This is a genomic window from Plantactinospora sp. CNZ320 (genome assembly GCF_002846275.1).
Genome location: NZ_PJMP01000001.1, coordinates 6,473,136 through 6,485,594, shown reverse-complemented (window position 1 = coordinate 6,485,594; position 12,459 = coordinate 6,473,136). Strand labels below are relative to the sequence as shown.

7 protein-coding genes are annotated in these 12,459 nt (G+C 68.0%); 1 reads left to right on the top strand and 6 read right to left on the bottom strand.

Annotated elements, in window-relative coordinates; all coding sequences use genetic code 11:
• Positions 1 to 67: 67 nt before the first annotated feature.
• Positions 68 to 691 (bottom strand): TetR/AcrR family transcriptional regulator, encoded by a 624-nt coding sequence (locus CLT71_RS29085; protein WP_199187756.1) that lies wholly within the window; start codon positions 689 to 691, stop codon positions 68 to 70.
• 114 nt (positions 692 to 805) lie between these two features.
• On the opposite strand from CLT71_RS29085, the gene CLT71_RS29080 reads away from it, so the two are divergent.
• Entirely contained in the window at positions 806 to 2,341 is a 1,536-nt protein-coding gene (locus CLT71_RS29080) for an FAD-dependent monooxygenase (RefSeq protein ID WP_101371890.1), read from the top strand.
• Positions 2,342 to 3,057: 716 nt separating this feature from the next.
• On the opposite strand, the gene CLT71_RS29075 is transcribed toward CLT71_RS29080, so the two are convergent.
• The 5 genes from CLT71_RS29075 to CLT71_RS29055 all read right to left on the bottom strand — a co-directional run bounded on the left by CLT71_RS29075 (position 3,058) and on the right by CLT71_RS29055 (position 11,958).
• A complete protein-coding gene (locus CLT71_RS29075; protein ID WP_101369905.1) occupies positions 3,058 to 4,263 on the bottom strand; it encodes a Wadjet anti-phage system protein JetD domain-containing protein in 1,206 nt (401 codons plus the stop codon).
• 1 nt (position 4,264) lies between these two features.
• Positions 4,265 to 7,651 carry an SbcC/MukB-like Walker B domain-containing protein gene (locus CLT71_RS29070; protein ID WP_101369904.1) on the bottom strand — a complete coding sequence of 1,129 codons (3,387 nt, stop codon included), beginning with the start codon at positions 7,649 to 7,651 and terminating at the stop codon, positions 4,265 to 4,267.
• Positions 7,648 to 8,259: a DUF4194 domain-containing protein gene (locus tag CLT71_RS29065; RefSeq protein ID WP_199187755.1), complete on the bottom strand. Its 612-nt coding sequence runs from the start codon at positions 8,257 to 8,259 to the stop codon at positions 7,648 to 7,650. The genes CLT71_RS29070 and CLT71_RS29065 overlap by 4 nt, the downstream gene beginning before the upstream one ends.
• Position 8,260: 1 nt before the next feature.
• Positions 8,261 to 9,721 (bottom strand): DUF3375 domain-containing protein, encoded by a 1,461-nt coding sequence (locus CLT71_RS29060; RefSeq protein ID WP_101369903.1) that lies wholly within the window; start codon positions 9,719 to 9,721, stop codon positions 8,261 to 8,263.
• Between the two features lie 113 nt (positions 9,722 to 9,834).
• Positions 9,835 to 11,958 carry a GmrSD restriction endonuclease domain-containing protein gene (locus CLT71_RS29055; protein WP_101371888.1) on the bottom strand — a complete coding sequence of 708 codons (2,124 nt, stop codon included), beginning with the start codon at positions 11,956 to 11,958 and terminating at the stop codon, positions 9,835 to 9,837.
• Positions 11,959 to 12,459: the final 501 nt, after the last annotated feature.

The window sequence follows — 12,459 nt, the reverse complement described above, 5'->3', positions numbered from 1 at the left end:
CGTCCAGGAGTTCGGTGCCCGGACGTCGATGACGCTGGTGCCTGCGATACCCGAGCACGACACGGGCTCAGGGGCGGCAGGCTGGCAACGCGGCCAGGATGACCTCCACCAGTCGTGTCGTGGTGTCGGGGTCGAGGGGTTCCGCGGGTTGCCATGGGGTTCGGGGGCGCAGGTAGGCCAGCCCTACCAGGCAGTCGGTGGCCAATTCGACGTCGAGTTCGGCGGGAAGCTCGCCCCGCTGGACGGCGCGGTGCAGCAGCTGGGCGGCCGCAGCTCGGCGGGGCTGCTCGGCGATGGTGTGCATCGTCTCCGCCAGAGAGGGGTTGCGGGTGGCCTCGGCGGTCAGGTCGGTTAGGACGCGCATGACTCGCATGTCGGCTCGTAGGGCGGAGGTGTGGCGTACGAAGCCGGCGACGTCCTCGCGAAGCGTCCCGGTGTCCGGGAGCGGAACGGCCTGGTTGGCGAGGCCGGTGAGAGCGTCGAGCACCAGAGGTTCCTTGGACGCCCAGCGGCGATAGAGGGCGGCCTTGCCAACGCCGGCGCGACGAGCAAGGGCGTCCATGGACATCCGGGCGTAGCCGGTGTCGGCGAGTTCAGCCAGGGCCGCCTGCAGGATCGCTTCGGTGACCTTCTCGCGGAGCACGGCCGCGCCGGATGGGCGGCGCGGAGGGTGGATGGCGGCGTCGGGCATGCACGCATCCCTATCTGAGACGGAACAGTTGCGTTCCATCGTAGTCGGGTCTACCGTGGCGCGGACGGAACGGAACCATTCCGTCGTCACGAGGTCACATAGGTGGTGGTCCGGATGGCCGCGTCAACTGACGTCCTGGTGGTCGGGGCAGGCCCGGCGGGCCTCGCACTGGCCTGCGGACTGCGACTACAAGGAGTGGGGGTCCGGGTCGTGGACCAGGCACCAGGGCCGGCCACCACCTCGCGCGCCAACCTTCTGCACGCCCGCGGTGCCGAGGTACTCGACCGACTCGGCGCGCTGGGCGACCTGCCCGCCCGGTCCGCCCCAGGGCTCGTCCTCACCACCTACATCAGTGGTCGGCCCGCTATGACGATCCGTTTCGGCGACCCTGGTCTTGGCACCGCCCGCCCCGCGCTGGTGTTGCCGCAGGCCGATATCGAGGCCGAACTACGAAGCCGCCTCGCCGAGCTGGGCGGCACGGTGGAATGGGGTACCGCGCTGGTCGACGTCGCCCAGGACGACGGTGGGGTGACCGCCGTGCTCGGCGGCGGAGAGCAGATCCGCGCCGGGTGGCTGGCCGGCTGCGACGGCGCGCACAGCACGGTTCGCAAGCTCGCCGGCATCGGGTTTCCCGGTACACCGCTCACCGATCAGTGGTTACTGTGCGACGCGCACGCTGACTTCGACCTGAGTCGCGCCGGCGGGCATGACTGGGCCCACCAGGACGGGCCCCTGTTCGCGATGCCGATGCCTGCGGTCGACGGCGTTGACAACGTGTGGCGGCTGATGGCGTACCTGCCGGGCTCCACAGACGCCAAGCCCCGGCAGTCAGAAATTATGGAGTGGTTCCGCCAGCTACTGCCCGAGCGTGCAGGGCTCGCTGGTGGGCAGTTGCAGGATCCGATCTGGACCTCGGTCTACCGCGTCCATCGACGCCTCGCCACGAGCTACCGCAGCGGCCGAATCCTGTTGGCTGGGGACGCTTCCCATATCCACAGTCCGGCTGGCGGGCAGGGCATGGTCACCGGGATCGGCGATGCGGAGAACCTCGGGTGGAAGCTCGCGTTGGTGATCCATCGCCACGCCGTCCAGGCGTTGCTGGACACCTACGAGGCAGAGCGTCGCCCCCTCGCCGCCGAGGTGCTGCGCAACACCAGCGCCGTCGCCCGGCTACAGGTCGGCGATGGCCGGCTGGTGCGTCTGCTCACCAGATGGGTCCTGATGCCCTTCTCTGGCCGGCCGGCGGTGCAGCGCCGGGGCACCCTCGTCGCCTCACAGCTCGCGGTGAGCTATCGCCGCGGCCCGCTGGCCGGGCGCGGTGCCCGGTTCGGGGCACGTCCACGACCTGGCGATCGGGTGGCTGACCGTGCCTGCCGACGCGGCGACGGTACGGTCACCCGGCTGCACGCCGAACTTGGCGGGCGCTGGGCGCTTCTGGCCACCGGTGACCACGCGAAGGCGTGGCACGCGAAGGTCAGCGCACAGCTCGGCGAGCGCGTCGTGCCCCTCACACCGGCCGACTGGCACGTCGGACAGCACCGTGAGATCTGGCTGATCCGCCCTGACGCCCACCTCGCGTGGCGCGGCCGTCCAACGTCGGACGGCCTCCAGCGCTGGCTGCGGGGCGCGCTGGAGCATGGTCACGTGTGAACATCCATCTCAACGGATCGAGCACCTGATCGCGGCCGGACACCCACGGCTTTCTGCGGCGGTACGGGCTATCGACCGTGACTATCGCGAAGCGACCGCGTTCGGCGGGCATCGGGTGGTGGTCGGGGCGGGTAACTCCGCGGTGCAGATCGCCACGGAGTGGCCGGGGTCGCCCGGGTCAGCCTCGCCACCCGTGTTCCCGCGCGGTTCGCGCCGCACCCGCGTCATCCTAGATCAACACCAGGGACCCGGGCGGCGCCGCCGTACTACACGATTCTGCGCCCGACGCGACTATCGACTAGTGCCGATTTGTTGTGATCGTGGGATCCGCTTCGCCTCGGCGAACACTGCTGAAACGCCCGAAGAAGACTGATGCCGATCACCCGCAAAGCCGCAAGGGTGGAGCCGAGGGGACTCGAACCCCTGACCCCCACACTGCCAGTGAACCAGCCAGCCTGTTCGTGTCTGCCAGACCGTGTCGGTTCGTGCCGAACGTACAGGTCAATGACTCCCTGGGAGTTCGAACCATGTCGGCCTCAACCGGGCCTTTCCGAGCCGTCCGTGAAACGGTTGTGAGAAATCGCGGCAGCGGAGCGGGGTGGACGTCAGCCCACTCCGCAATCCGGCCCTCGCAGCGGAGGCATCCTGATCCCGCTGTGGCTCACTCTCAGCTTTGGCGGCCACCTGTCCCCCGATGCCGGGCCCGTGGCACGACGTCACCCATCAGATGCGTCCGCTCGACGGAGTGCCCGCTCGACCGTGCCGAACCGGATACGTTCCTGCTCCAGACGTAGCGCAGGGGCGTACCGGTCGGCAAGCAGGTCGGCGTAGAGGTCGGTCTCCGCCGGGTGCAGATGGGGCAGCTCGGCTCGGACCGGACTCGGCTCCCGACCCCAGTGGTCACGATGGGCGAGCAGTGTGGCCCGGTCCATCAGGATCGACCGGGCGTGCGGAAAGACCTGACGTAGCCGGTGCAGGATGGCGAAGCCGTGCGTGTCGAGGTCGCCCCAGTAGACCAGCTCACGGGAGTTCAGCCAGTTCAGCGGTGCCAGCCCGGACAGCGCGTACCCGCCGCCGAGGACCGCGACGGCATCGTCCACCGGCGGCAGCGCCAGATAGGTGATCTCGTTCTCCACCACGATGACCCGGGACGCCTCGACCGGACTGGCCGCCAACTCCTCCACCCGCACGGTCATCTCCCGGTATGGCCCCGGCGCCGGCGGTTTCCGGCCCAGCGCCCGCAGCCGGACGTACACCGGTTTGGTTCGGAAGCCGTACCGCTGCGCGAACCGGCCCGGCGGTTGGGAGTGGTCGATCCGACCCGGCTCGAGCTGACGGTCGAGCAGCCCGGCGAGCACTCCACGGTGTTGCTCGATGAACTTGGTATCGACGCCCGGCACGTCGACATGCCGCAGGTAGGTCTCCGGCCGCCCGTTGCGGTCGATCCAGAGCACGGTGTCGACCAGCCTGCCCCACCGATCCGCGTGCCCGAGCACCTGCATCGGATGGGCCACCATCCAGTCCAGTAATGCCGGTGCGCTCGCCTGGGTGGCCTCCAGCAGTCGTTCGTACGTCACCACGTGCGCATCGACCTGCAACAGTGCCCAGAGTTGCTGGGGAGTGTCGATCACTGCCCGGGCGGGCACACGGTTGGCGCCGATCAGTCGGCCGCCGACGGTACGCTGCTCAAGCCGTACGAGATCCGTGTCTACCTTCCGCCATCGGCCGATCCACTCCTGAGCCGCGCCGAAATTATCGGCCAGTTCGGCTGCGGTCGGGGCGCGCAGCGGTACGACGACCGGCTGCCACGGCGTACCTCGTCCCAGCGCGGTGAGGAACTCCCCCGTCTCCCACCGACGACGCAGCCTGTCGACCAGATCGTCGGGCCCGGTCCAGCGCGGTTTCCGTGAGGCAGCGCCCATGTCAGGCCTCGGACGCGGACGATGCGCCCAATTCGTGTGCCTGCCGCCGCTCGTGGTACTCCTGGATGGTCAGACTCTGCAGACGCGAGTAGTTGCCGTTCGGGTTGTCCACGAACCCGACCGATGCCACGTACGGCTCGATGACGTGGATCTTCTGCAGTGGGGTCACGATCAGCAGTTGCAGACCGATCCGCTGGAACAGGGCGAGCGCGAACCGGGTCGATGTCTCGGAGCCGCGCCCGAACGCCTCGTCGATCACCACGAACCGAAACGTGTTCGCGCCGCTGGCCGCCGAGTCGAGCTTGAACTGGTACGCCAGCGACGCGGCCAGGATGGTGTACGCCAGTTTCTCCTTCTGCCCGCCGGACTTGCCGCCCGAGTCGGTGTACGTCTCGTGCTCGGCGTCGTCCTCCCGCCACCGCTCCGAGGCGGAGAAGACGAACCAGTTGCGCACGTCGGTCACCCGCCGCGCCCAGATCCGGTCGACGTCGGTGAACCCCTCCCGGCCCTGGAAACGCTCGATGATCCGCTTGACCTGGAGGAACTTCTGTTCCGAGTACTGGTCCGAATCGTCGCCGCCGAGCGAGTTGTCGGTGCACGCCCGCAGGTCGCCGATGAAGTCGCGGATCTCCACGTTCGGCGTCGGGTTGCCGTCCAGCCGGATGTACCGGCCCGGGTTGTAGTCTATGCCGACCAGCGACTGGTTGATCGTCGTTATCCGCTCCCGGATCAGCTCCGCCTGCTTGTTCAGTTGCGAGTGGAAGCTCGCGATGTCCCGGATCGTATTCGTGTTCAGGTAGTTCTTGAACTCCGCCTCGAACCGGGGCAGGTCGTCGCGGATCAGTCGGTCCCGCATCGCCCGGTACTCCCCGGCGGACCCGATGGCGTTGTCCAACTCGGCGGCCTCCAACGGGTACCGGCGCCGGAAGTCCACCATCCGGCCGACGGCACGATTGCTGGCCGCGGTCTGCCGGCGAGCGGCCTCGTCCCGCTCCGACCGGAGTTGGTTCTCGATTTCGTCGCGGAGCCGGTCGTAGCCGGCCGGCTCTACGGGCACCGTGTCACCGGCCCGCTTGCCAAGCGTCTCGAAACACTCCAGCGCCGCGCCGTACCCTGGCTCCTCAAGCAGCCGTCGCGCGTCCCGCAGCCCCTGCTCGGCCCGGTCGAGCTGGCCCCGTACCTGGCCGATCCGGCTCTGCCTGGTGTCCCGCTCGTCTCCGAGTTCGGTGAGTTCCCTGGTGACCCGGTCCAAATCGGCGGTGAGCCGGGCGAGTTCCCCAGAGGCGGCCTCCAGGTCCCGCTTCTCCGAGCGCAGCCGTTCGATGCGCTGCACCGCCGAGCCCCAGTCCAACTCGGTGAAGTCTGTGAACTCGACGAGTTTGCCAAGCGTGCTGTGGCGTTCGGTAAGCCGGTTCAGCCGCTCGACGAGCGCGTCGCGGTCAGCGGTGGCCTGAGAACGCCGTTTGGCCAGCCGCTGTCCTTTTGCCAGCAGCGCGTCGATCTTCTGCTCGACGCTCCAACCGAGCACATAGCGGCTGCGGTCGTCGATGCGGGACCGGTCGTCCTTCTCGTGCCGGCCACCGGCATCCTTGACCTGGCCCGTCCGGGTCAGTGCCCGGTCGGCCCGGCGGAACTCGGCGATCGAGTCGACGCACTCGTAACCGGCACGCCGACGAAGTTCCCGCTCCAGCCAGGGGCGCAACGGCGAATCCGGACGCAGCTCAAGCTTGGCGAAGAGGGTCCGTCGCTCGTCGTAGCCGGGCTCGGGCTGGCGGGGCAGCGTCGCAGGCACCCGGTAGTAGACCAGCCGGCCATCGAGGTGCCGCCGGTCCACCCAGTCCGCGACCGCCGGGTAGTGCGCGTCCGGCACGAGCAGGGACAGGCCGAACCCACGCAGTACGCGTTCGGCCGCGCCCTCCCAGTCGGACTCCTCGGGACGTACCTGGATCAGCTCACCGGCGAACGGTAGTGCGGCCTCGGGCAGGTTCAGCTCGGCACAGATCCGCGCCCGGAGTTCGAGACTGCGACGGGAGATGTTGCTCCGCCGTTCCCGCAGGCTGTGCAGGTCGGCGTTGACCTCCTGTTCCTGGCTTGCGATCTCCTTCACCGCGACCGCGGCCTCGGTCAGTTCGTTCTGCCGGTCGGCGCGGTCCTGGTCGCATCGGGCCAGCTCGTCGGCGATCTCCCCTCGTCGGTCGGTGAACTGTGGCAACGCCTCGACCGGCGCCAGCCCCGCCTCGGCGAGCAGGCCGGCGTACCGTTCGAAGCGCCGCCGCCGCTCGTCCCGCGCCGCCTCCGTCTCGCTGATCTGTCGCTCCAACTCGGCGACCCGGTCACCACCGTGCCCGGCGCGCTCCAACGTCAGCCGGTCCCGTCGCTCGGTCAGCTCGGCGATCCGCCCCCTCACGGCCGCCAACGCGGCCTGCTCGGCCGCCAGCGTCGCGCCGTGGGCGGTGACCTCGGCCTGGAACAACTCCGCCTTGCCCCGGGCACAGAAGTACGGCAACGCCGAACGCTGGGCGTCCAGGGACGCGATCTGGGTCGCGTGCCCGTCGTACGCGTCGCACGCCTCCAGCAGGGGTTTCAGCTCGGCGAGTTGTTCGCGTGCCTTCACCACCGCCTCGTGCGCGCGGGTCAGGTCGTCGAAGTGGGCGACCAGCCGACGAATCCAGTCCGCGGCGTCGAACGGCTCCAGCATGTGGTTGCGGACGAAGTCGTTGAGGTCGCCGACCGCCTTCATCGACACCGTCTGGTGGAACAGGTCCATCGCCTGGTCGGAGGCGATGCCGAGGCGCCGCCGGAAGTCCTTGCCGTACTCCGGGAAGTGGTCGTAGATCTTGGCGCCGGACTGCCTCAGCCGCTTTCTCAGTTGGGCGATCTCGCTGCCGAAGTCGACGAAGTCGGTGGCGACGGCGAGTTCCGCGCCGGCGGTCACGAAGAACCGTTCCGGCTGTCCGGAGTTGCCGTCCCGGATCCAGAAGACCTGCGCCAGCGTGACAGTGGCGCCGGTCGCCGCGTTGCCGAAGACGCCGAGCAGCACCGAGTAGCTGTTGGCGCTACGCAACCCGACCGGCCGGGACGTCCCGGTCGCCTCGTTCCGCTCCGACTTGTAGTAGCCCAGCACGTACGAGCGCAGCGACCGTTCCCGGGTCTCGGCACCGGCGGCCCGGTTGTAGGAAATCTTGTGTGCCGGGAGCAACAGCGTGGTGATGGCGTCGACGACTGTCGACTTACCGGACCCGATGTCGCCGGTGAGCAGCGCGGTGGCGCCGTCCAACCGGAAGGTCCAGACCCGGCTGTCGAAGGTGCCCCAGTTGCGAAGCTCCAGCCGCAGCAGCCGGAATCCGGGCACTGCCGCGACGGCGTCGGCCGGGCTCCGGTCGGTCACCGCGCCCCCGCAGTGGTCCCTGACAGCTCGGCAGCGTACTCGGCGAGCCGGGCGTCGAAGTCGGCCAACCACTGCCCGTCAACGAAGGCCTTGATGATCCGCCGCACCTCGTAGCTCGCTTCCCCGTCGTCGAGCCGACGGAGGAACCCCAGCTCGACGACCTTGTTCAGGTGGGTGTCGATCTGGTCGATCAGCCGGGCTTCACCGACCGTGGTCGGCATGAACGTGGTGAGCAGATCGATCATCTGCTGGCGGGTGAGCACCAGCCGGGTGTCACTGTTGTTCGCGTCGAACTCGGCGAGTTTCTTGCGCAGTAGCGCCAGCAGCAGGCTGACGTGGAACGACAGTGACCGACGTGGGATCAGCCGGGGCACGGCGGGGCCATCCTCGTCGGCATCGTCCGGTCGGGAGCGCAGGAAGGCGTACCCCTCAGCCTCGTCGATCACCACGGTCAGTCCCAGTACTGCGACGTAGTCGCGCACCTGCGTCTGCAACTGCGTCAGGTGAAGCCACGGCACCGGGTGGGCGTCACGATAGACGACGCCCTTCATTAGGTGCGTGACGGCGACCGAGAGATTGGGCTCGGCGGGCCGGGAGGTTCGGGACACCTCACTCACCTCCGGGGAGGGACGATCTGCGCACAAAAGCCACCGCGGGCAGGATCGCCTCCCGCTGCCGGCCATCGATGTCGTGCCAGCGTACGTGCTCCTGCCGCCGCTCATCGAAGACCAACTCGAACGTGGGATCCTTGTCGAGCGACAGGTAGGTGACGAGTTCCGCCAATCCCTGCTCCAGGGGGTGTACGGCCAGCAGCTCGGGCAACGAGACCTGCGTGCCGCCACTGAGCGCTGCCCGTACGGCCTCCCGCAGCCGCGCCGGGTCGACGTGTACCTGCTCGAACAGGGCCGAGACGTCAACCTCCGGCGGGTCGGTGTCGACATCCGGATCGCTGTCAAGCAGCTGCTTCGCCCTGATCTGGTACAGCGGCCGTTCCATCGGAAGGACGATGTGCGGAGCCACGCCGTCGATCTCGTGCCCCAGGTCACCCGTCGGCTGGTCCCGCAGGGCAAGGGCATGAATCTCCACGCTGCGCAGGATGTCCATGACCCGTCGGTTCTCCAGCCAGACCTGGTCGTCGAGGAACCGTCGTAGCTGTTCGGAGAGCAACCGGACGGTGGCCTGGGTGCGCTCCGCCGCGTCCAGCCAGTCGTAGTGGACGCTCCGCATCCGCGGGTCCGGCTCGCCGATCGCCTCCAGCGACTGCACGCGGGCGAGCAGATCGCTGAATTCCTGCTGACGCCGGGGTGAAAGGAGAAAGTCGTAGAAGGCGTGGAAACTGCGACCCTGGTCGGACTCCGCGATGTCGTTACGATTCCCCACGACCTCGTCCAGCAGCTCGCCCTTCGACCCGTCCCAGGTGGCGATCCGCTCCCGCAGCTCCCGATCGAGGGTACGAAAGTTCGCCTCGACCTCCCGGAAGTCGCCCAGCAGCCCACGGGCGGTCGCCACGAACTGCTGGTACCGGTCGCGTTGCGCCGCCGGATCGAGCAGGTCGACCTCGCCGGCAGAGACCCGGGCGATCTCGGCGTCCAGCTCCGCACGTCGTTGCCGCAACTCCGCCAGCCGGACCTCCGGATCGGTCTCGGCGCCGAACGCCATCTGCCGCAGCAGCTCCAACGCAATGTTCAGCCGAGACTCAGTACCCACGAAGGAACGGGCGCGCAGCGACTGCACCCAGGCGAGCGCGCGCTCCACCGCAGGCGTGGCGTCGAAGTGCACCTGGTCCGAGCCGGGCGGATAGTACTTGCGCAGCCAGCCGACGTCGGGCTGTGCCCACTCGTCCAGGTACGCCTTTGCGGTACGCGGATACGTGCCCTCCCCGAAGCGTTCGTTGAGCGCGAAGAGCTCGTCCTCCAGCCGCGCCGTCAACTCGGGCGCGGATATCGAGCGGACGTTCTCGTCAACGAAGACTCGCCCCAGGAACGACAGCACCAGCGCGGCGTGGTCCGCCCGGAGCAGGCGCCAGGCTGGACTGTTTCGACGCAGCCAGTCAAGGCTGTCGAAGTCCATCCCGCTGCCCCTGTCCGCTCCGCACCTGGCGCCCGCCCAGATACTACGTGTCTGCCGCGTCGCCCAGTACTGCTGCGGCATCCACGCCCGCTGCGGCGTGGCGTTTCAGATCGCTAGGTGGTCAGGTCGTCAGTTCTCTCATCAGCATGCTCGCCATTCAGCAGCTCATCTCGCAGCGCCGCCAACGACCGCAGGCCCGCCGCTGTGTCGGCCAGCCAGTAGATCCAGCCGTTGGTACTGCCGCCGTGCGCGGCGTCGCTGGCCCCTGACGGCGAGTCGTACCCGGTCCCGTCGAACTCGATTCGCCCATCGGCCTGAACGACCGCCTCGGCGCCATCCGCTGGATTGATCAGGACCGCGCCAGCGGCAAGCAGGCCGGCGTCCAGCAGGTCGGCCACCCGCACGGCATAGTTGACCCGGGTGGCGCTCGGCGGGGCATCGGGGGTGCCGGCCTGCGGATACTCCGGGGCGTAGTGCTGGTCGGCGAGCCGCTCGAAGGCAGTCCGGGTCACCTCGGCCATGAGCCGGCGGCGCTTCGCGAGGAACGCTTCGTACGACAGCTCGGTCCAGTCCTCCGGCAGCGCGTGCCAGCGCATCTGCTTGGCCAGCTCAGCCGTCGGGATGCCCTTCTTGGCCACCTGACCAGGCCAGTACACGGCCGGCGGCTGGTCGGATATCTCAATGTTGTCGTACCACTCCACCAGCGCCATGTTGGCGATCTGGTTGATCTGCTTGGTGCCGGTGATCTTCTGCTTCCGCAGGTAGGCACGTGGGAAGAGGTGGTGGCGCTCGATCCCTTTCTTCGCCGTGACTGCCGGGTCGAGCCGGGCCCGCACGCTGACCGTGGCAAGCAGGGCACGGGCGTCCAGGATGTTCAGCGCCGCGATGTACGCCAGCAGCGCCGGGGATTTCGACGCCGAGCTAGACAACTCGTTCGGCAGGGTGATCTCCCAGAAGTCCGTGGTCAGGGTCCGGTCGACGATGGCCGACAAGACACCGACGAAGCCATCGGCGTCACCGGACTGCACCTCGGCGAGCTGGGCCAGGTCCCGTTCCACCTGTGTCTCGAACGAGCCGGAGTAGCGCGAGGTGGTGTGCGCCATGAAGAACCAGCGGGCGATCACCTCGCGGAGGCGGCCGATCGGGACGTTGTAGTCCACCCGACCGATGAGCCACATCGCGTACGCGAAGATGATCGCGTTATCGCTGGAGATCATCTTCTTGCCGCGGAAGCCAGCCCGCTCCAGACAGAGCAGGAACTCGTGCCAGTGCGTCAGGTTCAGCACATGCTGCTGCGCCTGCGCCAGCCGTTCGAACTGCTCCTGCCGCCGTTCCGGCGATGGCTTGCCGGTCTCCAGGTCGCGGCCACGCAGCAGGGAGTAGATGTTCTTTAGCACCGCCCGGCGGAACGCCACAGCCACGGACGCCCTCAGCATCTGGGGAGGCTGAGGCTGGATGTACCAGTTGAACGGCGACGGCCCACTCAACTCTGGCACCCGGCAGGCACGGCAGAATTCCTCCAGGTCCCGCCGGCCCTTCTCCCAGAAGACCGACATCAGGGTGAGGATGAAATCCGCCTGGATCAATGTGACGCCTTCGCTGTTGATCCGCACGAAGATCTCCGCCACCTGCTCCTCGTCCGCACTCGCGGACAGCTCCACGACCTTGAACGGATAATGATGCAGCTCGTAGAGCCGGTCGATCGCCTCGCGCAGCCGCTCCTCCTCAGCGTCGTCGATGTCGCGTCGAGCGCTGAGCGCCTTCAGGTAGGACTTGGTTGTCGCCCACTTGCCGCCCGGCTGCCAGAGTGCGCTGATGTCCGGGATGTACTCCGAGTCCTTCTCGATGGCGGCGTCAGTGACCGCGAACGTGGCATCGGTTGGGCGGAAGGCGATCCTGATGCGGGTCTCGGAGTAGTCGTCACGAAGCACCCTGCTGCCGGTCATCACGGCGAACAACGAGGTCAGGCGCTGCTGTCCATCGACGATCAACAGGTTCGGGACCGCCTTTGCCGTATCGACGCCGATCTGCCGTGCTCCCGCATCAGCTCCGGTCTCCCACAACAGCAGGTACCCGACCGGGAATCCTTTGTACATCGAGTCGAAAAGCGCCCGAACCTTCGCCGCCTGCCAGACGAACGGACGCTGAATGTCCGGCAGGGCTACCTTGCCCAACCCGATCGACTGCACCAGCAGCGAGACCGTGTAGGTGGCGTCCTTGTACAGCGTCTCGGCCATCAGCGGCTTCACCTGTCCCTGTCACACCGGTCGTTGTCTGCTAACGGCCCTGCCCTCGGGCTCCCGGTCCGTCACTCTATGCCACAGGTTCAGCACTGGCCCCTCCGCAGTACGGCTCTTCCCGATGCCCGTTCGTCCTGTCCATACCAGACAACCCGTCTGCTCGATGCTCGTGCCTCAGGGCTTCGGATGGTGGAGCAAACGAGCTGGGATTGCGACGTACGAGAGGTAAAGCAAGTCGCGGGCCGCGGGGCACGTTACGACATGCAGGCAGGGCTCCCGATGCAGGTTGTGCTCATGGCGACCGGGGCCTCGCGCACGTCGCCCAGATCCTCGTGCGCGTGGCGCAGCGCCTCTCGGTGCCTTGAACGCCACAGGCGGCTACCGCATCACCTCGGCGTCAACATTGAGTTCGCTGGCGACGCCACCACCCTCGATAACGACCCGCACCAGCCCCGGATCGCTGCCTATTACCATGGGTCTACCTTTCGACTCCCCGCG

Coding starts and splice junctions, on each gene's coding strand:
- CLT71_RS29085 (WP_199187756.1), bottom strand. CDS start 691: ATGCCCGACGCCGCCATCCACCCTCCGCGCCGCCCATCCGGCGCGGCC.
- CLT71_RS29080 (WP_101371890.1), top strand. CDS start 806: ATGGCCGCGTCAACTGACGTCCTGGTGGTCGGGGCAGGCCCGGCGGGC.
- CLT71_RS29075 (WP_101369905.1), bottom strand. CDS start 4,263: ATGGGCGCTGCCTCACGGAAACCGCGCTGGACCGGGCCCGACGATCTG.
- CLT71_RS29060 (WP_101369903.1), bottom strand. CDS start 9,721: ATGGACTTCGACAGCCTTGACTGGCTGCGTCGAAACAGTCCAGCCTGG.
- CLT71_RS29055 (WP_101371888.1), bottom strand. CDS start 11,958: ATGGCCGAGACGCTGTACAAGGACGCCACCTACACGGTCTCGCTGCTG.